Origin of the sequence: Aquimarina macrocephali (assembly GCF_051627225.1) — a bacterium.
Lineage (GTDB): Bacteria > Bacteroidota > Bacteroidia > Flavobacteriales > Flavobacteriaceae > Aquimarina > Aquimarina macrocephali.
The window spans coordinates 1,344,946-1,369,671 of sequence record NZ_CP151795.1; the positions used below are offsets into that span (position 1 = coordinate 1,344,946).

General features: G+C 32.8%; 16 protein-coding genes, 1 tRNA gene and 1 pseudogene. 13 read left to right on the plus strand and 5 right to left on the minus strand.

The genetic code is table 11. The annotated features are described in order from the left end of the window. The first annotated feature begins 1 nt into the window (after position 1). Positions 2–1,678 carry a 3-coathanger stack domain-containing protein gene (locus AAFU52_RS06015; RefSeq protein ID WP_024772523.1) on the plus strand — a complete coding sequence of 559 codons (1,677 nt, stop codon included), beginning with the start codon at positions 2–4 and terminating at the stop codon, positions 1,676–1,678. Between the two features lie 90 nt (positions 1,679–1,768). On the opposite strand, the gene AAFU52_RS06020 is transcribed toward AAFU52_RS06015, so the two are convergent. From AAFU52_RS06020 to AAFU52_RS06030, 3 genes are all read right to left on the minus strand, one after another. After that, on the minus strand, positions 1,769–4,924 hold the full coding sequence (locus AAFU52_RS06020; protein WP_438425846.1) for a M43 family zinc metalloprotease: 3,156 nt from the start codon (positions 4,922–4,924) through the stop codon (positions 1,769–1,771). Positions 4,925–5,189: 265 nt separating this feature from the next. Further along, positions 5,190–6,836, minus strand: coding sequence for a hypothetical protein (locus tag AAFU52_RS06025; protein WP_438425847.1), 1,647 nt, complete (start codon positions 6,834–6,836; stop codon positions 5,190–5,192). 419 nt (positions 6,837–7,255) lie between these two features. Then, positions 7,256–8,644, minus strand: a complete 1,389-nt coding sequence (locus AAFU52_RS06030) for a dipeptidase (protein ID WP_438425848.1) — start codon at positions 8,642–8,644, stop codon at positions 7,256–7,258. Between the two features lie 75 nt (positions 8,645–8,719). Between AAFU52_RS06030 and AAFU52_RS06035 the strand changes: the two genes are divergently transcribed. From AAFU52_RS06035 to AAFU52_RS06075, 9 genes and pseudogenes are all read left to right on the plus strand, one after another. Continuing rightward, entirely contained in the window at positions 8,720–9,412 is a 693-nt protein-coding gene (locus tag AAFU52_RS06035) for an aspartyl/asparaginyl beta-hydroxylase domain-containing protein (protein ID WP_438425849.1), read from the plus strand. 171 nt (positions 9,413–9,583) lie between these two features. Next, positions 9,584–9,665 (plus strand) — tRNA-Leu (locus tag AAFU52_RS06040). Between the two features lie 88 nt (positions 9,666–9,753). Then, positions 9,754–9,879, plus strand: a pseudogene (locus tag AAFU52_RS06045) (IS3 family transposase); the annotation flags it as partial. 174 nt (positions 9,880–10,053) lie between these two features. Continuing rightward, on the plus strand, positions 10,054–10,401 hold the full coding sequence (locus AAFU52_RS06050; protein ID WP_024768094.1) for a hypothetical protein: 348 nt from the start codon (positions 10,054–10,056) through the stop codon (positions 10,399–10,401). A gap of 702 nt (positions 10,402–11,103) precedes the next feature. Beyond that, the gene (locus AAFU52_RS06055; RefSeq protein ID WP_024768095.1) at positions 11,104–12,009 is read left to right on the plus strand and encodes a DUF6607 family protein; all 906 of its coding nucleotides are present in this window, start codon (positions 11,104–11,106) and stop codon (positions 12,007–12,009) included. Positions 12,010–12,039: 30 nt separating this feature from the next. After that, positions 12,040–14,493 (plus strand): TonB-dependent siderophore receptor, encoded by a 2,454-nt coding sequence (locus tag AAFU52_RS06060; protein WP_438425850.1) that lies wholly within the window; start codon positions 12,040–12,042, stop codon positions 14,491–14,493. 10 nt (positions 14,494–14,503) lie between these two features. Then, positions 14,504–15,997: an ankyrin repeat domain-containing protein gene (locus tag AAFU52_RS06065; protein ID WP_438425851.1), complete on the plus strand. Its 1,494-nt coding sequence runs from the start codon at positions 14,504–14,506 to the stop codon at positions 15,995–15,997. Between the two features lies 1 nt (position 15,998). Next, complete coding sequence (locus tag AAFU52_RS06070; protein ID WP_438425852.1) at positions 15,999–16,493, plus strand: DUF2271 domain-containing protein; 495 nt, start codon at positions 15,999–16,001, stop codon at positions 16,491–16,493. A gap of 12 nt (positions 16,494–16,505) precedes the next feature. After that, entirely contained in the window at positions 16,506–18,707 is a 2,202-nt protein-coding gene (locus AAFU52_RS06075) for a PepSY domain-containing protein (RefSeq protein WP_438425853.1), read from the plus strand. Between the two features lie 180 nt (positions 18,708–18,887). Here the strand turns inward: AAFU52_RS06075 and AAFU52_RS06080 are convergent, their stop codons facing one another. After that, entirely contained in the window at positions 18,888–19,343 is a 456-nt protein-coding gene (locus AAFU52_RS06080) for a DUF6438 domain-containing protein (RefSeq protein ID WP_152538419.1), read from the minus strand. Between the two features lie 64 nt (positions 19,344–19,407). Next, entirely contained in the window at positions 19,408–20,400 is a 993-nt protein-coding gene (locus tag AAFU52_RS06085) for a hypothetical protein (protein ID WP_438425854.1), read from the minus strand. Between the two features lie 241 nt (positions 20,401–20,641). Here AAFU52_RS06085 and AAFU52_RS06090 point away from each other — a divergent pair, with 241 nt between their 5' ends. The 3 genes from AAFU52_RS06090 to AAFU52_RS06100 are packed head-to-tail and all read left to right on the plus strand — an operon-like array spanning position 20,642 to position 24,669. Next, on the plus strand, positions 20,642–21,187 hold the full coding sequence (locus AAFU52_RS06090) for an RNA polymerase sigma factor (protein ID WP_241461376.1): 546 nt from the start codon (positions 20,642–20,644) through the stop codon (positions 21,185–21,187). Positions 21,188–21,201: 14 nt separating this feature from the next. Then, a complete protein-coding gene (locus tag AAFU52_RS06095; RefSeq protein WP_438425855.1) occupies positions 21,202–22,110 on the plus strand; it encodes a FecR family protein in 909 nt (302 codons plus the stop codon). Then, positions 22,111–24,669, plus strand: a complete 2,559-nt coding sequence (locus tag AAFU52_RS06100) for a TonB-dependent receptor (RefSeq protein ID WP_438425856.1) — start codon at positions 22,111–22,113, stop codon at positions 24,667–24,669. Positions 24,670–24,726 lie beyond the last annotated feature (57 nt).

Consider the following 24,726-nt stretch of genomic DNA (forward strand, 5'->3'; position numbering starts at 1 on the left):
GATGAAAAAATATTTATACGGTATCTGTTTATTAATTGCTTGTAGTATTCAAGCGCAGACCAAAGTAGGAGAAGAAGTTACTAGCACTCACCAAAGTCCGCATCCTTATCAGGGTAACATGACCAGTGTACATAAGATGGTCTGGAGTCAAGAAGTATCTCAAAAAGATGCAGGTTATGTGGCGGTACATTTCAGTAAAATACAATTAGCAGCAAATGACTATATCGTTGTAAGAGATGTAAACAATACTAGATCCTGGAAATACTCTGATAATACAATTCAGAAAAGAGGTAATAGTTTTTGGAGTATTCCTATTTATGATGATAAAATGATCATTGAGATATTTAGTAGTAATTCTAAAGGAGGATTTGGGTATATTATTGATATAGTTGCAAAAGGATATCCTTTAGAATCAATACGAGCTGAACAGGATGAAGCTCTTTGTGGAGCTGATGACTCTAGAAATGCTATTTGTTATTCAAATAACGAGCCTAATGCCTATAATCGTTCACGCGCAGTAGCCAGATTACTAATTAACGGAACATCTGCTTGTACAGGTTGGTTAATCGGAGATAATGGTCAATTAATGACCAATGAACATTGTATCCAAAACCAAGCTGATGCTAATAATGTGACTGTAGAATTCATGGCACAAGGTGCAAATTGTAATTCAAATTGTGATTCTTGGCTTGCCTGTTCAGGTACCGTTGAGGCTACATCTGCAAATCTTATTCGTGCAAATGCACCATTAGATTATGCTCTTTTACAATTAAACACGACTACTAATTTACCGCAAAACTATGGGTTTCTACAATTAAGAAATACTGGTGCGGTTATAAACGAACGTATCTATATCCCTCAACATCCACGAGCTTGGGGTAAACGAATTGCATTACTTTCTACAAATACAAATGATCAAGGAGGTGTAGCCCGTATATTTTCTTTAACTCGACCTCGTTGTGGTGGAAGTGGTAATGATATAGGATATTTTGCCGATACCCAAGGTGGATCTTCTGGATCTCCTGTTTTGGGATATGGTGATGATCTTGTAGTTGCTTTACACCATTGCGCCAATTGCCCAAACAGAGGAGTACCTATTGAAGAAATTATTCAGAATTTGGGTAATGACTTACCTCCAAATGCTCTCCCATCAAATGGATGTCCTGATAATTTGACTGTGACTCAAAATGTTCCGTCAGGAACCACTGATAATCAAGAAGCCGCAAATATGTTAACAGCAAATAATACCATCTCAAATGGTGGTATTGCAACATATACTGCTGGTCAAAAAGTGACACTCTCAACTGGTTTCAAAGCTTCAAGTGGGTCAAAATTTACTGCAAAAATTCAAAATTGTACAACTTCTAGAGAAGTAGAATCCACATCAATAGAAGAAAATAAAAGTGTTTCTGCCATAGACAAACCTGAATTTGAGGATTTTGTAATACACCCAAATCCTACAAATCATGAGTTCACTATTTCTACATACTCTCTAAAAAATCTAGATAATGCATCTATTAAAGTTTATGACATTTTGGGAGCTATAAAACTAAAGCAAGATATCTCATCTACCAAAAACAATGTAAATGTTCAAACTCTTAAAGAAGGTTTGTATTATATTATTATATCGACTAATAACGGAATTTCGATTTCTAAAAAATTACTGATCAAACGATAACAAATTTATTTCTAAATAAAAAAGCGGGTGTGCAGTATAAGTAACTGTCACCCGCTTCATACTGTCTAATCTATAACCAGGTTTATTAGGTTATTTTTTTACAATTGTGTGTATTTCTGAAGCTCCTTTTGATGTTATTTTTACGAAATAATTTCCTTTTTCGGTTATTGCTCCTCCAAAAGGAAGTACTCCAGGATTTCTGTCATAGTTTTTATGGTAAATACGTCTTCCTAAAAGATCATATACACTCATAGTAAACCTTTCTTTACCTAATTTTGTCAGGTCAATATTTGTAGTCTCGGTAAATGAATTAGGGTATACCTTAACCAAATTCTCTGCTTTTTCTGGACCTGCTGCTGCTGGCCTTTTGGTTGTAAGTCCTTGACCTGCATTAGTGTTATATGCATAATCCAATATAGTATACGATAACCCATCATTTGCTACAGTAGCATAAAACCATCCATAATGTGTATTGCCGCTAATTTTAAAAGTAAATCCTATGTAGCCTGATTTACCATTCCAACTCGTATATGAAGAAGAGCTTACTACATAACTATTAGATTCTGCAACAAAATTACTAGAAGCTCCTACTTGTACTCCTTCACCAATCATGGTTACATTTCTGCTACTACCTTCGCATACTACATCTTTATTATAAGTTACCAATCGTACCGAATTACTAGAAAACCATGCACCAAACCCATTATCGTCTCCTACTTCTATTCTGAAGAAATTCCAGGTACTTGATGAGTTTACAGCGATATCTTCATTATTTACATAGATAACTCCATCGTTAGTAGCACAAGGGGTACACGATCCACCACAATCTACTCCTGTTTCATCTCCGTTCTGAATACCATCTGTACAGGTAGGATTAGATCCTCCTGTTCCTATGGTTACTGTGTAGTCTTCTACCTCTCCGTAGCTAAAAGATTCGCATGCCGTTGGGATACCATTGTATTTCATAGATACTCTCATTCTGGTGTTTCCATTTATGGCACCAGATGGAACAGTAAAACTACCACTTACTGGGGTATCTTTTGAAGCTGCTTTACTCCATACCTGCTCGTCTGCATCAGCAAAATCCCCATCTTGATTATAATCAATCCATACACTATACCCTTCTGAGTATACTGTTCCTGACCAAGTTGGAGTAATAGTAATGGTCTGAGAAGACCCTTTAGATAATGTAGTAGATACAGAAGTGTAATCTCCATACCCTCCAGTAGAACCGGTAGATGTATTATCAATTGTTCCTAACTGCACTCTACCGATATATTCGTCTGATACACTTTTTCCATTAGAATCACAGTATGTTATTGGTGTACTGCATGGTGTACACGATCCTCCACAGTCTACTCCTGTTTCATCCCCATTCTGGATCCCATCATTACAAGTAGGAGTTGCCCCTAATTCTTTACTTCCTGCTTTAATAGTACCATAAGGTTCTGTACTATATGCATAATCTAATAATGTGTACGAATTTCCACTAGCATTTACCTGAAATCGAAGCCAACCGTGATATTCTTTTGCATTTTTAATAAATCTAAATCCTGCATACCCTGTTTGTCCATCCCAATTGGTATATGAATTTGTTCTAATCTCATGTAAATCAGGATATGCTCCTCCATCTACCCAATTACTAGTAGTACTAATTGGTGTATCTACTGGTAGATTTGCAACCCTTTTTGTACTTCCTACAGTAATCATTGCAGCTTTATAGTTTTCGAATTGTAATGCAGGCTGACCACTTGGATGCCCAGAAGCATTGTAAAATAATCCTCCGTAATTTGTTCCTCCTCCTAAAGATGGAATATTTGCATCGGTAAATGGCTTCCATGTTGTAGTAGCATCAACTGTAAGATCACTATTATCTACATAAACCACTTTAAAAGGATCATAAAATGAGAAATTAAACAGTACTTTATCAGAATTTAATGTACTTGTCCCACCTGAAATAATAGCATTTTTAAGAGTGATTGTACCTGAAGCATTATCAGCAGCACCATGGTTATTAGTGCTTCCACTAAATTTTACTCTTATTTTTGTATTACTAATTACGGTAATTGTAGGAGAAAATCCTTGAGGAAGGCTTGAAGTGAAATGCGTTCCTTGTGTTAATGCTCCAGAGCTTAATGAATAAGTACCTCCTTGTATATCTATATCATAAGAATCATCTACTAAGGTTCCATTATTAGATAAAGATTCTTCAACAGTATTATTATTTGCTACTAGTGAGGCTCCTGTAAGATTTACCCCTGTAGCTGTCAGGTTAGCTGGTTGCCATAATGGTTTTCTTGTTGGGTGTTGTAATGCTGCAAGCATTCTATTTACCTGCCCCTGAGTATACATTTTTGCGCACCCTGCAGCAGAATCATATCCCATATAATTTTCATAGTTAATCAAATTCCCACACTCACTAGCTCCTACTGTACATCCTTTATCTCCCGAGTTAGAATCTTCTTTTGGAGTATCAGCAACTTCATCTCCGTTAGGATCATCACACCCACCTTCAAAAGTATGTATTAAATTAAGCCAATGCCCAAACTCATGTGTAAATACAGATGCAAATTCTTTATTGGTATTACCGTGTAAATATTGTCCGTTATAAACTACTCTTGCAATATTCGCATCCGACATTGTTGTGTTTGGATACCATGCTACTCCAGAATTGTTTGAAACTCCATCACCATACAAATCACCCGTGATATACACATTCATATATTTATAATTGTCCCATCCGTCTGAAGCAACAACAGGGCTACTATAATTTCCCATTCCAGAAGCTACTGGATGGATAATTACCCCATTAGTACTACCGCCATTAGGATCAATTTTAGCCAATGCGAATCGTACACTTAATGTTGATTTACGACCATCAAAAACGGGATCAATTGAATTAAAATCATCGTTAAGTCCGTTAAAATCTTTATTTAACGCATCAAGAGCTCCTTTTATCTTATCATAATCAACGGTCTTCCCGTGTTGTGTAGTACCATATACATGAACTACTACAGGTATGGTATACGTTTCTGCTGCTTTTTGAGAAAAAGCTTTACTCTGAACATAATTTTTGGTAAACTTATTAAAGTTTTCATATTCGGCTTTTGCTTTGGGATTTGCCGAAAAAATATACGCATTGGCATTACTTGCCTCACATCTTTTTGCGTCTACTTGTTGTTGCCCCAGAAGAGACGAAACATAAGTAAATAGCATAGCTGCTAAAATAATAGTTTTAGTTTTCATAACCGTATTGATTTTGTGTTATAGTTAATTATGAAAATTAAAACTATTGAAGCATTTAGGGTTATACTATTATAACCAAACACCATACTATGTTATCTGTTTCACATTATTTTAACATTTATACTACTAATAAAATAAGACTAAGACATAATTACTGTTTCTTTTCAATAAAAAAGAAGGCAAATAAGCACCCTAGATTAAGGGTGTTTATTTGTTTTTATTGCTCTGTTAGCTATTGATAAGCTACATCTAATATTTAATTAAATTATTGAGAAATAATCGAACTATTACCATTTCCTTCTTGAACTATCGTTACCGATAATGAGGTCCCTTCTTGAGAAACAGCTAAACTATTAGCATTACCAATTTGTTGTGTAGTAAGAGTATTGAAATCTCCTACTTGAGTGACATCAGTACTATTAAATGATCCATTCTGAGCAGAAATCATCATATTCTTATTTCCATGTTGCAACTGAGATAAAAGGTTCTCTTCTCCACTAAGGCTTATATTATTTTGTGTAGCTTCCATAGTATTGGTCCCTCCTTCCATTTGAGTTTGTTCAATGGCATTAGATAATCCTTTTTGTATACTCATTATTTGATTTCCATCTCCAATACTTTGAGCTACTACTGTATTTCTTTCTCCTTCCTGGGTTTGTGTAATCCTACTATCAATTCCCTCTTGTAGAATGGCCGTGGCTTCATTATAACTTCCTACTTGATTTTGCTCTATCATGACTTCTGAGCTCTGAGAAGAAGAGCTAAATGAACTACTTATAACAGCTTTATTGTCTTCACCTACCTGCTTTTGATAGGTTCCAACGTTAAAGGCATAAACATGTGTTGAAGAAGCATCATTTCTTATCCCTTCTTGTTTCTGAGTCACAAAACCTCTACCTCCCAGATTAACTGAAGCTTGATTATCTTCTCCTACCTGGTTTTGAGAAATATAAGAAGGTCGTGTACCAAACTGATCTATTTTATCTTTAGAGGCATATGCTATATTTCTTATTCCTTCCTGGTATTGATCAATTACAGAAAATTCTCTTGGTTCCTGTTGAGCAAAGGCTTGATTAAAATCTCCTATTTGAGTTTGTGTAATAGCATGTCCATTATTCTGGATCGCAGTAGCCACATTATAATTTCCGTTTTGTGATTGAGTAATGAAATTATCTCCAAAACCATGTGGTTGTGATAGCTGACTAGCGTCTACAGTATTTCCTGATCCTTTTTGATCCTGAACAATACTACTTAGACTAAAGCTTCCCCCATATTGGGTTGCTACGGCACTATTGTATTCTCCAGATTGCTCTTGCTCAATATTAAAACTATATCCCGAAATCGAACTCTGATCTGCAATAGCTTGATTAAATTCTCCTTCTTGATTTTGTGTAATGATTCTAAGATTAGAATCATTGTTAGATTGACTTGCCTTTGCCGTATTAAAATTTCCTCTTTGTGTTTGATCAATATTATTTTTAACATTTACTGCAAATATTGAACCTTCACCCTGTATTGCCGCTGCTTTGTTATTATTTCCTATTTGAGTTTGTTTGATTTTACTTTCTAAAATATCTGAATACTGAGTAGCTTCTGCACTATTTGATGCTCCTAGCTGATTTTGATATACTACATTAAAATCTCCTTGTTGCATAACATATACATCATTTTGATCTCCAGTCTGGATTTGGCTAATCATACCATTTCCTTTTGTAGATCCTTCTATTCCCTGCTCTACTTTTGCTTTGTTAACATTACCTTCCTGAACAATCGTTAACGTGTTGTTTGCTCCTTTCTGAGAAATTTCTGTCTCATTTCCTTTTCCGGTTTGGTTGATATCTGTAACATTAGTCTGGGCAAAAGTAAATGCCACACTTAATAAAGCCGAAAACCCTAATACTGTTTTTTTCATTGGAATGTTTATTACTATTAAAAATTGATTTTTTAAATGCACATTGATCCAAATAATGTTTACTATAGAGTTTTGAAGAAATAGAAATTAGGGGGAATTTTACTCTTTTAAAAATACGATTAAAAAAAGGTAAAAAAGCAATATATTTTGCATTTTCGACAAAAAGTATGGACTACAATTTTCATGTAGGTTGTTTCACTCATTATGCAAAACTAATAGATAAAACAAAAAAATCATCTCATCTATAATTCGAATTTAATCAGGTTTCTTATGCGTTAGGGATAGTAGTGGCATCCTTTTTTGGCACCCCTAAATCTCTGAAAGAAATGTTTGACTGGTACAAAAAAGATATAGCGAATAGCCCGACCCTGATTAAAAATCAGGGTAACGCCATTATTATTTTAATTTATGTAAGAATCTTACTTACTCAATTCTGTAAAATATTTATAAAAGAAAGGAATCGTTTCTATTCCTTTTAAGTAGTTCCAAACTCCAAAATGTTCATTAGGAGAGTGTATTGCATCACTATCTAAGCCAAATCCCATTAAGATTGTTTTACTTTTTAATTCTTTTTCGAATAAAGAAACAATAGGAATACTACCCCCACTGCGTTGTGGGATTGGTGTTTTACCAAAGGTATCCTGATATGCTTTACTAGCTGCTTTATATCCAATATTATCTATTGGAGTTACATAGCCTTGCCCACCATGATGCGGAGTTACTTTTACCGTTACTGCGTCTGGTGCAATGTTTTCAAAATGATTTTTGAATAATTCTGTGATTTCTTCCCAATCTTGATTAGGAACCAAACGCATAGAAATTTTGGCATAAGCCTTACTGGTAATAACTGTTTTAGCCCCTTCTCCTGTATAGCCTCCCCAGATTCCGTTCACATCTAATGTAGGTCGAATAGAATTGCGCTCATTGGTTGTATATCCTTTTTCTCCATACACTGCATTGATATCCAGTGATTTTTTATATGCATCAAGAGAGAAAGGTGCTTTTGCCATTTCAGCTCTTTCTTCTGTAGAAAGGTTTTCGACTTTATCATAAAAACCCGGAATAGTAATATGATTATTTTCATCGTGTAAAGAAGCAATCATCTTAGTCAATATATTGATGGGGTTTGCAACCGCACCGCCATACAAACCACTATGTAAATCTCTATTAGGTCCCGTTACTTCGACCTCAACATAACTTAATCCTCTTAACCCGGTAGTAATAGAAGGAACATCCTGAGCGATCATACCTGTATCACTAATTAAAATCACATCATTTGACAGCTTATCCTGATTACGCTCTACGAACCAGCTTAAACTTTTACTTCCGACTTCTTCTTCTCCTTCGATCATAAATTTTACATTACACGGTAACTGGTTAGTCTTGGTCATAATTTCTAACGCCTTTACGTGCATATACATCTGCCCTTTATCATCACATGATCCTCTGGCAAAAATGGCTCCTTCGGGATGAATCTCTGTCTTTTTAATTACGGGTTCAAAAGGAGGACTATCCCATAACTCTATTGGGTCTGCTGGTTGCACATCATAATGTCCATAAACCAACACTGTTGGAAGATTTTTATCAATAATTTTTTCTCCATATACAATTGGATATCCGGGAGTCTCACAGATTTCTACAGTATCACATCCCGATTCTTTAAGACTATTACTAATCTCTTGTGCTGTCCTGATTACATCATCTTTAAATGCCGTATCGGCACTTACAGATGGAATTTTAAGCAGTTCGAAAAGCTCATTTATAAATCGATCTTTATGTTCCTGAACGTAAGATTGTATGTTTTGCATGAATCTGAGTTTATTTTCGCCTAAAAGTAGTAAAAATGAAGTAATTTGGCTGTTATCTATTCAAGTTATCCATCGATGAAGAATGCATTTTTAAAACTTCCTTTTTCATTTTCTGAAAATCGGCTATTACAAGACTTAGCATATTGCAAATCTCACCCATTTATTTCTCATTTTAATACAAGTGATTATTCTGGAGATTGGAAATCTATTGCACTTAGATCTCTTAATGGAGCTATCGATCAAATCTATGCGCACTCATCTGGTGCTCATAATTACAAGAATACTTCTCTACTGGAGTATTGCCTTTATTTTAAGGAAATAATTGCACTTTTTGAATGCGAAAAAGAATCTATTCGTTTACTCAACCTTTCTCCTAATAGTAGCATAAAAGAACATACAGATCATAATCTGGGATATGAGGATGGAAGTTTTAGAATTCATATTCCGATCACAACAAATCAGGATGTTCATTTTTACATAAATAACAAAGAAGTGATTATGGGTGTTGGAGAATGTTGGTACGGAAACTTTAATTTGCTTCATAGAGTAGAAAACAATGGGACAACTGATCGTATTCATTTAATTATAGATTGCATCCGTAATGAATGGTCGGATCACCTCTTTGCAAAAATTGGTTATGATTTTACAGCCGAAAACAAGCCATTTCAATATACCGAGGAAACCAAATTGAAAATGATAAAAGAACTAAAAGCAATGAATACCGAAGCATCAAAAGCATTGATTAATCAACTAAAATCAGGATTGTAGCTACCAAAAAAACGAAGGGATCCTAAAGAAAATATCTTCGTTTCTTAAATTGTTATGTATTACTTTTCATATTCTTCAAAAAAAATAATTTAAGTTCTTTGAGATTTATAAGGAATATGTATATTTGCACTCACTTTTACAGAAAGTCCTAAGTATTGTAAAAGTATTAATGCGGGCGTGGTGGAATTGGTAGACACGCTAGACTTAGGATCTAGTGCCGCGAGGTGTGAGAGTTCGAGTCTCTCCGCCCGCACAGCAAAAAAAGCCGACTTTATGAGTCGGCTTTTTTTATTTAAGGTGTGTCTCGTCCTGAAATAAGTGGATACAAAATTGACTTATTTATGAAAGATTCAGGAAACACTAACAAGAAGCGTACTCAACGCGATTACAATTTAGGCTTTAAATTGGGAGTGGTATCCCAAGTAGAAAAAGGCGAGATGACCTATAAACAAGCCCAGAAGGCTTTCTGATTTATTGATTGTTAAATCACACTTTTCAAAGTTATAATGGCTTCTCATTAAACAAAAAAAGATTAGAACATATTTTACGTCTACTCTTAAAGAGTTTTTTGTTGGAATTATTAGTGACTTTGTTTATCTTTTGGTGTCTCAATATATATAACAACAAAATCATATTATAAAATGAAAAAGATTCTTTTAATTTTAGCAGTAGTATTAACAGCTAGTTTTACCTCTATAGATAATAATGATATCGTAGAAGCACAGGTAACTTATAGCGGACAATCTGATAAAGCGTATTATTTTACTAATAAGGATACGGGAAAGGTACTCGAATTTACTTTTGTAAGTAAAAAAGCGATCTCTAAGTATGATTTAAGTACAAAACAACTTACAGGAAAAGAGTTTATAATTACTTATGAAATTGATAACATAGAAATTGCAAGCAAGGATACGCAAGTGAAACAATACAAGAAACGTTTAATTCTTATCGATATAAGGATGGCAGAGAGCGAAGTAGTTAATAACTAACAAAATCTTAGGTAAGAGAGTTTGAATCTTTCTGTCTGCACAAAACAAATAAAACCTGTAAATAATTGATTTACAGGTTTCTTATTTTTTACCCAAATCTTTCATCTATATCATTATCACACTTTATAGGTTTTTTTTGATTATGAATAATTACACTTATCCATTTATGAAGTAAAAAACGGGCTAATTACTAGTGTACGGTTTGTAAGAGAATGATGGCATAAAAATTAAGTTAAAACTCAGACAATATGGTTTATTGATAACTAAATCGCTCTTTTTTGATAAAAGAGCGATAATTACCTCTACATAAGTGCCATAGCTTAAGTTTTTACCGCTATTTGTGTCTTAGGGATAAAAAAACTCTCCATATCAAAGGATATGGAGAGTTTATATTAACACTATGGTTATAAAACAAAAAACACGCTTTATTATTTTAATAAAGTATACTTTAATTTCTGGTTTCCTCTTTCAATACTCTCATTGACAACCTTGAAAAAATAAGGTTTATAATAATTCTTTGAATATCCTTTACGATGTAATATCTACCCTCTTTTTTGCTCGAATATTAAATTGAATCAAAAAAATAAAAAATAAAACAAAAATTCATTTCTATTTAGATTCATTCTTAATAAATTTGCAACAAATATATAATTATTTTAATTCAATCTAAATAAGGATTAGTAATTTTTAAAATATTCAAAAATGAAACGATTAACACTTTCATCACTTTTACTATTAGTTGCAGTATTTACGATAACTGCACAGGATAAAAAAAAGCAGGATAAAAATGCTATAAAAAAAATGTGTGGCTGCTATGAAGTAACCTTCAATTTTGCAGAAACTTTTCAATATAGCAATGATTCTCTTTATAAGCCTTCAAAACAAAAAATTGCCAAAGGGTTAGAATGGGCTCAATTGGTTGAGGAGGATAAAAACAAGATTTCTATTCAGCATTTATTACAAGTAGGTGATCCTTCAAAACCTCATATTGTAAAACATTGGAGACAAGATTGGATATTTCAAAACACAGATTTCTATATGTTCAACGGTAATAATTCCTGGAACTATGAAAGTAAATCTAAATCTGATGTAAAAGGCCAATGGACTCAAAAAGTATATCAGGTAGACGATAGCCCTCGTTATGAAGGTTCTGCAACCTGGGTACATGTAGATGGAAAAAGTTTTTGGGAAAACAGAACAGATGCTCCACTACCAAGACGAGAATATACTAAAAGAAGTGATTACAATGTAACCGTTAGAGGAAACAGACATGAGATTACTAAAAATGGTTGGATTCACGATCAAAATAATGATAAAGTAATACGTGAAGCGGGTAAAGCTGATGTTATTTTGGCTAAGGAAAAAGGATACAATACATATGTAAAAGTAGACGATAGTAAATGTAAAGTAGCCGCAAACTGGTGGAAAGAAAACAATCAAAAATGGGCTTTAGTTCGCAATAAATGGGAAAAAGTTTTTGGAAGAAATGCCAATTTAGTACTAGAAGCAAAAGTTGATAACAAACCACTATATAAGCATCTATTTTCTGACGAATACATAAAAGAACAAGATATCAATAAAGTCATCGAATCTTTTGTAATTCAATAACCACAACCACAACCAATAAATATTACAATCATGTCTGTCTTTAAAAAATTACCCCTATTGCTACTTCTATGTGGCTTGAATTTGATGTATAGTCAAGCCACTATACAAGGTGTTGTAAAAAGCGAATCTGATGAGGCGATTCCTTATGCAAATGTATTCATCCAAGGAACCAGTCTAGGTGCACAAGCACAAGAAGATGGTACTTTTACTATTAACAATGTTCCTTTTGCTACCTATGAGATAGTAGCTAGTGCTGTTGGATATAACGAACTTAGTCAAAAGACGGCTATATCGGGAGATATATCAGGTCTTGTTTTTGTATTACAAAATGATACTCAGCTAGAAGAAGTTGAGCTCTTTGGTTCTAGAAATAAAAGAGCAGAAAAATTAGAAACACTTACCAGATTACCTTTACAGCCCAACGAACAGTTACAGAGTATTTCTGTACTGTCACATAAACTTATCGATCAACAAAATGCTTTAACACTAAGTGACGTTACCAAAAATGTTGCTGGTGTTTATACGTTTGCTACATACGGGAATATAAGAGAAAGTATGTCTTTAAGAGGGTACAGAGGTATTCCTTTATTAAAAAATGGAGTTAGAATCAATTCAGATTTTAGAGGGACTGGTGTCATTACTGATATGGCAGGGGTCGACAATATCCAGGTATTAAAAGGAATTTCTGCAATCAGTCAAGGTTTAGGAGGTGATTTAGGTTCTGTAGGAGGAGTTATTAATGTTGTAACCAAAACTCCTAAATTTTACAATGGAGGTGAAGTAAGTTTAAGAGTTGGTAGTTTTGGCAAAGTACGTCCCACATTTGATTTTTATGGCCCTTTAAACAAAAAGGAAACCATTGCTTTTAGAGTAGCAGGTTCATATGATAGAGCAGATAGTTATAGAGTGAAAGTAAACTCAGAGCGTTTTTACATAAACCCTTCCCTCGCATGGAAACCAAATGAAAAAACGTCTATCGTTTTGGAAATGGACTATATGGATGATAGTAGAACTCCAGACCAAGGAACCATTAATTTTGGAGATTATGCAACCAACACTATTTTTAAATTACCAAATGATAAATTTTTAGGCTTCGAATCTGATAGAAATAATTCTGTAAATACTACGTATGCAATACGTTTTGAGCGAGAAATAAATGATGACCTAAGTATAAAAGCTGGGTATTTTGCTTCTGATTTAGAGACCTATGCAGAGACTTCTTATGCTTTTCAGGGAGGTGGAAGATCTGGATTACCAGAGTTATTAAATACACAAAGATATCGAGAGTACTACGCACAGGGAAGAAGTGATAAAAATAGTGTTTTACAAATAGATTTGGTAGGAAAGGATATAAAAACAGGGTTCTTAACACATACATTTCAGGCAGGAATAGATTATAGAAATACCACTTTTGACAATACTGCTTATACGGCTAACTATCCAGATATTGATAATGACCCCGATAATGATCCTCCTACTTATATAGATATCATTGATGTCACTCAACCTATCAATAATATTTTACCTAATGGTGTTACTGTAACACCAAATCCTGCAAGAGCTACAGGATCAAAAACAAAATCATATGGATTTACCATTCAAGATAAAATTTCTGTTACAAAATGGGTAGATCTCTTTTTAGGATTGCGATATACCTCCTTAGAAAGAACCAAAGGTAATTTTATAGGAAGAAGTTTGACCGGAGCAAAACGCGACGATGCCTTTAATCCTTTAATAGGATTAAATATCAAACCTACAGAAAATATTATTATTTTTGGCTCTTATGCCAGTAGCTCTAACCCTATGACTTCTTTTTACCGAGACATTAATGGCAAAGAGTTAGGTACAGAACGTTGGGATCAATTTGAAACAGGTATTAAATCGGTATGGTTAAATAAAGCCTTACGCTTTAACATAACATATTTTTCGACCTACAGCAAAAATTTAAACTTACAAGCAATCGACCCAGCAGGTAATTTCTTAGGATATTATTTAAAAGGAGGAGAAGATACCAGAAGTGGTGTTGAAATAGAATTAATAGGTAGAGTATTGCCTAATTTAGAAATAATTGGAGGTTATTCTTATTTAGATGCCAAATATAAAGACCATGCATCATATTATTTTAATTCTAGTCCATTAAATACACCTAGACATACGGCTAATTTTTGGGTACGTTATAACTTCAAAAAATATGTAAAAGGATTGTCTTTAGGTGCAGGAGCTTATTATTTAGGAGAACGTCCTCATAATGTATGGTCCAGAAATTACACACATACTGGAGTAGTTCCTGGGGTTAGGCCATTTGATTTAAAAGCATATACCACGGTAAACGTACAAGCATCATACAAATTTAATAGTAAATTAAGTTTAGATGTTTTCGGAAATAATGTTTTTAATGAAATTGGATATAATGCATATCGTACAGTATATCTTAACAGGATTCAACCTGCTAGTTTTGGAACGGTATTGCGATATAAATTTTAAATTAAAAAAAATGAAAACAATAAAATTATTAGCCGCATTTATTTTGTTTGTAAATATTTTACAGGCTCAGACAAAAAATGTTTTTTTAGAAAGAGAATTCTGGGAAACTAACCCTTCAATAGAAGTTATAGATCAGAAAATAACAGAAGGTAATAATGCAATAGCATTAAATAAAAATGGATTTGATGCTGTAGTATATGCTATTTTGGAAAACGCAGATAATGCTATAATAAAACACTTACTTTCTAAAAAAGGGAATGATGTTAATAAGCTAACCCATGATAAAAGAACCTATGTGTTTTGGGCAGCTTATAAAAATAATGTAGAATTAATGAAACATCTTATTGCTCAAAAAACAAGGATGGATTTAAAAGATTCTCATTACTTTTCGGTATTGACTTTTGCAGCAGCGGCCGGCCAAACAAATACAGAAATTTATGACTTATGCATTAAAAACGGGATTGATGTACAAACTGACAAAGATGAACACGGAGCAAACGCTTTATTGTTAGTAACTCCTTCCCTAAAAGATTTTACTCTTATCGATTATTTTACTTCAAAAGGTTTAGACATTCATGACAAAGATGATGATGGAAATGGAGTTTTTAATTACACTGCACGTACTGGAAACATAGAAATGCTAGACCAATTAATCAAAAAAGGTGTTTCTTATAAAGAACTTAATGATAAAGGTGACAATGCAATGATTTTTGCCAGTAGAGGCACCAGAACAGGTTATAATTCTTTAGACTTCTTTCAATACTTAGAAAACTTAGGTATTGAACCAAATATTACAAACAAAAATGGAGTAACTCCTCTACACAATCTAGCGTATAGAAATAACGATTTTAAAGTCTTAAATTATTTTTTAAATAAAGGGGTTAATACTAATCAAAAAGATGATAAAGGTAATACTCCATTGCTAAATGCATCTCATAGTAATACATTAGAGGTTATAAAATTATTTGCAAAAAATACAAATGATATAAATATCACTAATAAAGAAGGACATTCTGCATTAACCAATGCAGTAAAAAATAATACAATAGACGTGGTTGATTTTTTAATTAGTCAAAAAGCCAATGTAAATGTAATCGATTCTAAAGGGAATGATCTAGGATACTACACACTAAAATCGTATAATCCAAATAAGGTAGATCAATTCAAAAAGAAAATAGACGCCTTGACTAAAAAAGGACTTGATATTACCAAGCCTCAAAAAAATGGAAATACATTGTATCATTTGGCAATAGAGAAAAACGATCTAGAGTTATTAAAAATGATTCCTGATTATAATATCGATATCAATGCTAAGAATAAAGAAGGAATTACAGTCTTACATAAAGCAGCAATGACCGCCAAGAACAATAAAATCTTAGCATATTTATTATCTATAGGAGCTAATAAGGCCATTAAAACTGATTTTGAAGAATCTGTATTTGATCTGGCAAGTGAAAATGAAGTATTAAAGACAAACAACGTAGATATAAATTTTTTAAAATAGAATGAAAAAAATAGTAACATTTAAAGTGTTTCCAATAATAGCACTTGCAATTTTTACTGTATTTGGGTTTAAAAGTACTACAGAAAGTAATACCTATAAATGCATGATACAAATGACAAATTATACAGGAGAAGGTGCATATATAGTTATTTCTTTACTAGATCCAAATGGGAACTACGAAAAAACACTTTTTGTACAAGGTGATGATGAAGAATGGTATCATGATATTACCGATTGGTGGAAATTTTATGGAAAAAAACGTCAAGATATTGACGCTATTACAGGAGCAACTGTAAGTGGTGGTGGACGATCTATCAATATTATTGAAATTGAAAGTAATAAGATTGACTCTGGTTATAAAATACGTTTTGAAACCGCTGTAGAAGATCAAGAGTATTATAAAGATGATGTAGAGTTTGAGTTAACATCTGAGACCACAAAAAGTAAAGTTGAAGGAAAAGGGTTTATACGATATATTCGTATGATGCCACAATAACAATACGACTAAATGACGATTTCAATTTGGAGATATAGCCACCTTGCTTTGGCTATATCTTCATTTGCTTTTATACTTATAGCCTCCTTAACAGGGATTGTTTTAGCATTCGAACCTATATCGAATCAGCTAGAGCCTTATGCTACATACAACGTAAAAAACATTACTCTTGCGCAAACGATAACAGTACTACAAAAAAATTATGATGAAATAATTGAAATTGAAATCGATAATAATGATTTTGTATCAACCTCGGTAATTACCAAAGAAGGAAAAAATAAAACTTTTTATGTCGATCCTCTAACTGGTAAAAAGGTAGGTGACATTATTGAAAAAGCTCCCGTTTTTAAGTTTGCTACCAACCTACATCGTTCTTTATTCCTAAAAAGTACCGGTCGTTTTTTTGTAGGATTAGTTTCTTTCATATTATTTTTAATTGCAACTACCGGAATCCTTTTAATTATTAAAAGACAACAGGGTATACACCGTTTTTTTTCTAAAGTTATAAAAGAGAATTTTGAGCAATATTACCACATACAAATAGGTAGGTTAACATTGATTCCTATTATCATAATAGCTCTAACAGGTGTGTATTTGTCATTAGAAAAATTTTCACTATTACCATCCAATATAATTAAACATCAAATTGATTTTGAGAATATAAAAGAAGCTCCCAAACAGCAAATCAAAGATTTTAAAGTTTTTAATCAAACACAACTTAAAAATGTTAGAAAAGTAGAATTCCCTTTTTCTGATGATCGCGAAGATTATTTCCACATAAAACTATCTGATAAGGAGTTGAATATTAATCAATTTACAGGCGAAATATTAAGTGAAATAAAATACCCTTTTAATACACTAATATCACATTGGAGCTTGGTATTACATACAGGGCAAGGAAGCATCTTATGGTCTATTGTCTTACTTATTTCTAGCTGTTCTATTCTGTTCTTTATGTATTCAGGTTTTTTAATGGCTTTCAAACGAAGAAAGAAAAGTCTAGTCCTAAAAAATGTTTATCATAAAGACAAATCTGAATACATTATTTTGGTTGGCTCAGAAACCGGAAATACATTTGATTATGCAAAACTTTTCTATAATGCTTTGATTGATTTGGGAAAAACGGTCTTTATTTCAGAATTAAACAAATATTCATCCTATAAAAAAGCAGAGCATTTAATTGTATTTACAGCAACTTATGGTAAAGGGGAACCTCCTACAAATGCAAAAAGTTTTGAGCAATCTTTTAAGAAAATCAATCAAAAAAAAGAAGTTTGTTTTTCCGTTGTGGGTTTTGGCTCTTTAGCATATCCAGATTTTTGTGAATATGCAATAGATATTGATAACATGTTACGTTCACATTCAATGTTTAAACCAATTCTAGAACTGCATAAAATTAACAATCAATCTTTCGAAACCTTTAAAGATTGGTCATCGCAATGGGGCAAAAATGTTGATTTATCAATACCTTTAAAACAGCCACAGAAGGCAATAAAAACTAAAAAAAACAAGCTATTTTCGGTTGTTTATAGATCTCCACTAAACATTGACAACACATTTTTACTGCGTTTACATCCAAAAGAAAAAATAAGATTTCAATCAGGAGACTTGTTATCCTTTTACCCAGAAAACGATTCTGTAGAACGTTTGTACTCTATTGGTAAAATTGATGACGATATTATTTTGAGTATTAAAAAGCATGAATTCGGAATATGTTCAACCTATTTTAGTAAGCTTAGTCAAAACGATAGCATTAAGGCATCAATAAAACGAAATCCTCATTTTAATTTTCCAACTCACGCAAAAGAGGTCGTTATGATTGCAAACGGAACAGGAATAGCTCCTTTTTTAGGAATGATTAGTGAAAATCATAAGAAAATAAAAACACATCTATTTTGGGGAGGAAGAAATAAACAATCTATTGAATTGTATAATGCAGTAATTCAAGACAGTTTAAAAAACAATAATTTAACTACTTTTTATCCTGCATATTCAAGAGCCCAGCCAGAAAAAATATATGTACAGCATTTGCTAAAAAGAAATAGTAACCCAATTACAAAAATATTAGACAAAAACGGAGTTGTACTAATTTGTGGATCTATTATTATGCAAAAAGAGGTTATCAATGTGCTAGACGAAATTTGCAGAGAAGTCAATAATAAGCCAATAAGTTATTATCAAAATAAAGGACAACTTAAAATGGACTGTTACTAACTTTTAAAGCTCTTATCATATTCTAATCAAACAAAAAAAACCTGACAAGTTAAACTCATCAGGTTTATAAATAGACACTAAATTAAGGGCAACCTTTACAAATCAAATCATTACTACTTATTATTTACCCCTTAATTACTTCTATTTTTAAAGACATCTAGTTCAAGGCCTACCCAAAAACTATCCTTCTTTATGTTCATCACCTTCGTAACCCAGTGTGATACTATCTATTGCATTTTTTAATTTGATATCAATTTCTTTTAGGGCACCATCAATCTTGGAAGAATAATATTTATACTCTTTACCATTAAAACGCAATGTAGTAATTGGCCAATCTCTCACTTTTTTAAATGCCAAATCTTCATTTAAACCTTTATTCAATATTGTTTTTAACGCTCTAAACTCCTGTTCTTTTAATTTTGTTTTTATATTTCCTTTTGCAGAAACGTGTTGTATTCCCGAATAAGAAACCGAACCGTCTTCATATATCCACACATCATACACCGGGCATTTTCCCATACAAGACCCTTTTGAATAATATACCAGTGCTTCATCTTTTGAAGTATCTGTAGAGGTATTCTTGGTAGATTGGCAAGAAAAATTCACCATTATCAATACTATCATTACATATTTCATACGCTATCTTTTTTTAAGTACTAGTGGTTCGGATAATCACACCATTAATACCATTTTTATCATTTTAATGCTTGTGAATACTACAGTGTGTTTTATTCTTATTACCGAAAGTATTTGCATTTTTCCATGATCCCGGAAGAGGTAGGAAGCTTCTACTGCTTTTTGCAATATTTCCTCTTATATAATTTCGCAGCTTTATCATTTCGGCATTATCATACATCATCTGTACCTTTTTTTCTGCTCTACTGTTTCCATTTACTCCTCCAGCTCTGGTCACAAACGTAGCAAAGACCTCTGCAATATCTTCTCCAGGATTGGTAGAAGCGTACTGAGTTACATAACGCTCTTTATATTTATCATAAAATTTTTGTGCATCACTCTGATTATTCACCTTTCCAAATTCTTCCCAGATATCAGCCCAATGACTTTGATATAGTTTATTAATATTAGAATTACCCCTAGAACATCCTTCTCCGGTAAAGAAATTTTTGCAGTCGCCTTGAGATACAGAAGAATCGACCTGCACTTTATCCAAAGTAATGATATGCCCAAATTCGTGCACTATAGTATATGCCAGTTCTCCTCTTGCATTAAACCCTCCTTGATATGCAAAATCTATCGCAATACCCATCTGCCATTTTGAGAGATCTTGTGTTCTTTCTACTACATATCCTGCGGTTCCATCATTTTCACCAGCAAAAATTACAAACTCACTCATTCTTGATCTATAATCTGGCGGAACTATCTTTTTTACTAAATTCCATATTTCCTCATGCTTTTTAGTATCCTTTTGAAACTCTAATAATTTCCCGGTTACTTTATAATCCTTTTCTTTTACTATTTTATCACCTTCAACTTTATAAAGAGTTATACTTCCTCCATCACCTTCAGTTCCACTATCAGTTCCTGTATTACCACCTGTATTACCTTCGGTATTTGTATTCGAATTCGGCTGTGGACCTGCTGCATCATCATCTTTACTGCAGGATTGGATAGAAATTGTTACAATACTCAGAAAAATGACCAGTATACAATTCCATTTTTTTACGTTTTTCATAGTTTATTTTGGGTTAAAAATTAAACGTCCTTTCTTACACAACAGTGAACTTTTAAAACACCCTATTTTTTTTATCTACTTTTTTCAAATCCTCCATATTATTTTTTAGAAATAGGGTAAAAGCAAAACATACTGTTGTTATAGTATATGGAGATATCATTACAATAAAAGCTTAAGTAGAAGGCATTAGTAGAAAGAAAAAAGAACATCTTTCTATACTTTTTCTTTAAATACCGTAGTTTTGAAAAAAAAGCTAAGTATTTCTAAGATGTCAGAAAAACAAAAGTCTGTTTGTGATGAAAAAAACTTTAGAATGATTTTTGATAATCATTCTGAAGTGATCCTGAATTTCATTTATTATAAATGCGGAGATATGAAACAGGCAGAAGATATAACACAGGACGCTTTTGTAAAACTTTGGAAAAATTGTAAAAAAGTACTTTTTGCTAAAGCAAAGTCATTTTTAATGAAAGTAGCTCAAAATGCTTTTTTTAATGAATTAAATCACGAAAAAGTAATCTTAAAATATAATCAGCAAAGCTTTTCTTCTATTCAATATGATTATAGCCCGGAGTTTTTAATGGAGGAAAAAGAGTTTATGGTAAAATTACAACGTAGTATTTCTGAACTCCCGGCAAAACAACGAGAAGTCTTTCTATTAAGTAGAAAAGACAAGAAAACCTATAAAGAAATTGCAGAGATTATTGGGTTAACGCAAAAAGCGGTAGAGCGAAGAATGCATTTGGCATTATTAGAATTAAGAGAAAAATTAGGGCGCACGGTCTAACAAAAAGCAAAAAAATGGAAAAGTCAGATAACATAGATGTTTTTTTAGCCAAATGGGCCAGCGGTGAATTATCCGAAGAGGAAATCAATGCTTTCAAAAAATCTAAGGATTATACTTTATACGAAACTATTCTCGAAGGAACAAAGTTACTTGAAGTCCCTACAGTAGACAGAGAAAAACTTTTTGATCGTATTCAAGAAGATGTCTCTAAAGAGAAAAAAGTGGTCTCCTTGATTCCTGGATGGGCATATGCAATCGCTGCAAGTATTGCACTAATCCTTGGGTATACTCTATTTTTTAATCAAAACATTACGCATCAATCCGGATTTGGAGAACGGCTAGCAATAACACTTCCCGATGGTTCTGAAGCTATTTTAAATGCCAAGTCCAAGCTGTATTATAAAAAAGGAAGCTGGGAAAATACTGATCGAATCGTATTTTTAGATGGAGAAGCCTTTTTCAAGGTGAAAAAAGGAAATACATTTACCGTAAAATCTGATAACAATGCTGTTTCGGTATTAGGTACACAATTTAACGTTAATGCTTCCTCTGATTTTTTTGAAGTGATTTGTTATGAAGGTAAGGTTAAAGTAGAAAATGGTACTTCTTCAAAAATTATTACCAAAGGACAAGCGGTAAGAAGTGTCGATTCATCATTCGAAGAATGGGAACTAAATGATACTACTCCCTCATGGACAGTAGGGGAAAGTAGTTTTGTCAACACCCCACTACAACAGGTAATATCTGCTCTCGAAAAACAATTTAAGATTACTATTAAAAGTGAGCATATTGGTATCGATCAACGATACAGTGGCGGGTTTGCTCATGATAATTTACAAAATGCTTTGCATACTATTTTTGATGCAATGGATATTAAGTTTATTTTTATAGACAAGAATACTATAGAATTGTCTAAAGAATAAATGAAATACCACTTTTTATTGCTTATTTTTCTTTTTTCTCTAACTGCAAATGCTCAAGAAAAAAAGAAAGACATACATTACCTTGACCTCTCATTAGACGGTTTTCTAACCGAAATGGAAGGGCTGTTTGATGTGAAATTTTCTTATAACACTTCGTCATTCACAGATATAGTGATCACGATAGATAAAAATGATATATCATTAAACGAAATTATAGCTATTGTATCCGATCAATACCCTATACATTTTACACAAGTCGATGAGCGGTACTATGTTGTTAAACTTATTAAAACAACTTCTTTTTGTGGATATCTAACAGATGAAACCCATACTCCTATTGAGGGAGCTACTATACTTAACGAAGTCAAAAAAACAGGGGCCTCATCTGATGAAAAAGGATTTTTCTCTTTAAAAGACAACAACTTATCAGATACTTTGACGATTTCATACCTTGGATATAAAACTATTTCTATTCCTCTTAAAAAAGTAGTTGATAAAAAATGTGATACGTATATCCTATCTCCCGAAGATTTTGTGTTAAATGAAGTAATCATAAAGGAATATTTAACCTCGGGGATCGTAAAAACCAGAGATGGTTCGGTTAAAATTCAACCTAATAATTTAAACATAATTTCGGGATTATCTGAGCCCGATATTCTGCAAAATATTCAACTGCTTCCTGGGATAGAAAGTCCGCTCGAAACCGCTTCTGGGATTTATATAAGAGGCGGCACTCCTGATCAAAACCTAATTCTATGGGACGGTATTAAAATGTACAATTCTGATCACTTTTTTGGGCTTATTTCTGCTTTTAATCCCTATATCACCAAAGATATTACAATATATAAGAGTGGAACTCAACCCATTTATGGAGATCGCGTTTCGGGAGTTATTGATATCAAAACAGATCAAACTGTACCCGATAAAACACAAGGAGGTATAGGAATCAATATGACTCATGCCGATGGATATCTGAAACTTCCTATTTCTAAAAAAATAGCTGTTTTAGTATCAGCCAGAAGATCTATTACCGACATTATTGATACTCCAACAATTAATACTTACTCTAACCGAGCCTTTCAGAATACAAGTATTACCGATAACAGGTCTATTTTTGATCCCGAATCTTCAGAAAGTAAAGAGTTATTTTATTTTACCGATGCAACCTTAAAATTAATTGCCAACCTTTCTAAAAAACACGACATCTCTATTTCTAATTTGTTTACTCAAAATAAACTTGACTATTCTTTTCAAGATTCTCAATTCGCAGATATGTCTCAGGATAAACTCGCTATTAAAAATTTTGGAACCAATATTTCCTGGAATAGTAAATGGGGTTCTCGATTCTCTACAAAAACACAATTTTCATATTCTGAATATGTACTCGAATACCAGGGAAGGAATCTCTTTGTTAATCAAGATCTAACTATCGAAAAAGAAAATGCTATCGAAGAATATGGTCTGTTATTTCATTCTGAATGGAATATTAATCCTCATTTCACTTTTTCTAATGGATATCAGCTCTACTATAACCGAACAGCATTTTATCTAAGAGAAAATGATTCTGAAGTCGGAAATTTTCAGGAGAACCCTACTCATAGTTTTTATTCTCAATTACAATATAGTGCTCCCCAAACGTGGTTGATTAGTTTTGGACTAAGAGGAAATTATTACGCTGGTTTAAACTCTACTTTTATCGAACCCAGATTCTATGTAGAACGAAAAATGGGAAAGTATTTTAGAGTTAAAGGATCTGCAGAGGTCAAAAACCAATCCATTAGCCAGGTGATTGAATTTGCCACTTTTAATTTTGGCCTAGAAAATCAGTTATGGGTCGCAGCACAAGAAGATGATATTCCATTGTTGAGAAGTCAGCAATATACCCTGGGAACTCTTTTTCATAAAAAAAACTGGAACATTGAGATAGATACCTACTATAAAAAGATAAAAGGACTTACTTCACTAACCAGAGGATTTGAATCTACTTCTGGTGACTTGTCTGAAGGAGAAAGTATCTCTAAAGGAATAGATTTATTAATTAAGAAGAAAGCTGGTAAGTACTCTACTTGGCTTGGCTATTCATTTTCTGATACCGAGTTCATATTTAACACACTTAATCAAGGTAAAGCTTTTAAAGGAAATAATAATATCACTCATTCTATTTCTTGGTCTCATGCTTACCAGTGGAAGAAATTTCAGTTTTCATTGGGATGGAAATATCGTACCGGTACCCCATATACTCCTGCATTAGGGTTTACAATAGTAGATGATCAACCCATTGTTCAATACGGTGCTATAAACTCTAAATCTCTACCCGATTATCATAGATTGGATTTTTCTGTAGTATATGATTTTAACTGGTCATCAAAAAACGATCGAGTAAAGAGTCGTCTGGGCTTTTCTTTATTAAATCTATATGGGAGAAAAAATATCTTAGATCGAAGTTATCCTCTCTATCAATTAACTGATAGTGAAAATAATATTTCTTATGAATTAAGAGAAATCAATAAATCTTCTTTAAATATTACTCCTAATGTTACGTTTAGACTAAGTTTTTAAATCATTATTTCTCTATATACCACAAAAAACTCCTCAAATTCTGAGGAGTCTTTATCA

Excerpts from the sequence above, each read along its gene's own strand:
- AAFU52_RS06050 (WP_024768094.1), top strand. The coding sequence starts at position 10,054 with ATGAAAAAGATTCTTTTAATTTTAGCAGTAGTATTAACAGCTAGTTTT.
- AAFU52_RS06095 (WP_438425855.1), top strand. The coding sequence starts at position 21,202 with ATGGAAAAGTCAGATAACATAGATGTTTTTTTAGCCAAATGGGCCAGC.
- AAFU52_RS06030 (WP_438425848.1), bottom strand. The coding sequence starts at position 8,644 with ATGCAAAACATACAATCTTACGTTCAGGAACATAAAGATCGATTTATA.
- AAFU52_RS06035 (WP_438425849.1), top strand. The coding sequence starts at position 8,720 with ATGAAGAATGCATTTTTAAAACTTCCTTTTTCATTTTCTGAAAATCGG.
- AAFU52_RS06025 (WP_438425847.1), bottom strand. The coding sequence starts at position 6,836 with ATGAAAAAAACAGTATTAGGGTTTTCGGCTTTATTAAGTGTGGCATTT.
- AAFU52_RS06065 (WP_438425851.1), top strand. The coding sequence starts at position 14,504 with ATGAAAACAATAAAATTATTAGCCGCATTTATTTTGTTTGTAAATATT.
- AAFU52_RS06020 (WP_438425846.1), bottom strand. The coding sequence starts at position 4,924 with ATGAAAACTAAAACTATTATTTTAGCAGCTATGCTATTTACTTATGTT.
- AAFU52_RS06075 (WP_438425853.1), top strand. The coding sequence starts at position 16,506 with ATGACGATTTCAATTTGGAGATATAGCCACCTTGCTTTGGCTATATCT.
- AAFU52_RS06015 (WP_024772523.1), top strand. The coding sequence starts at position 2 with ATGAAAAAATATTTATACGGTATCTGTTTATTAATTGCTTGTAGTATT.
- AAFU52_RS06085 (WP_438425854.1), bottom strand. The coding sequence starts at position 20,400 with ATGAAAAACGTAAAAAAATGGAATTGTATACTGGTCATTTTTCTGAGT.
- AAFU52_RS06070 (WP_438425852.1), top strand. The coding sequence starts at position 15,999 with ATGAAAAAAATAGTAACATTTAAAGTGTTTCCAATAATAGCACTTGCA.
- AAFU52_RS06080 (WP_152538419.1), bottom strand. The coding sequence starts at position 19,343 with ATGAAATATGTAATGATAGTATTGATAATGGTGAATTTTTCTTGCCAA.
- AAFU52_RS06100 (WP_438425856.1), top strand. The coding sequence starts at position 22,111 with ATGAAATACCACTTTTTATTGCTTATTTTTCTTTTTTCTCTAACTGCA.
- AAFU52_RS06055 (WP_024768095.1), top strand. The coding sequence starts at position 11,104 with ATGAAACGATTAACACTTTCATCACTTTTACTATTAGTTGCAGTATTT.
- AAFU52_RS06060 (WP_438425850.1), top strand. The coding sequence starts at position 12,040 with ATGTCTGTCTTTAAAAAATTACCCCTATTGCTACTTCTATGTGGCTTG.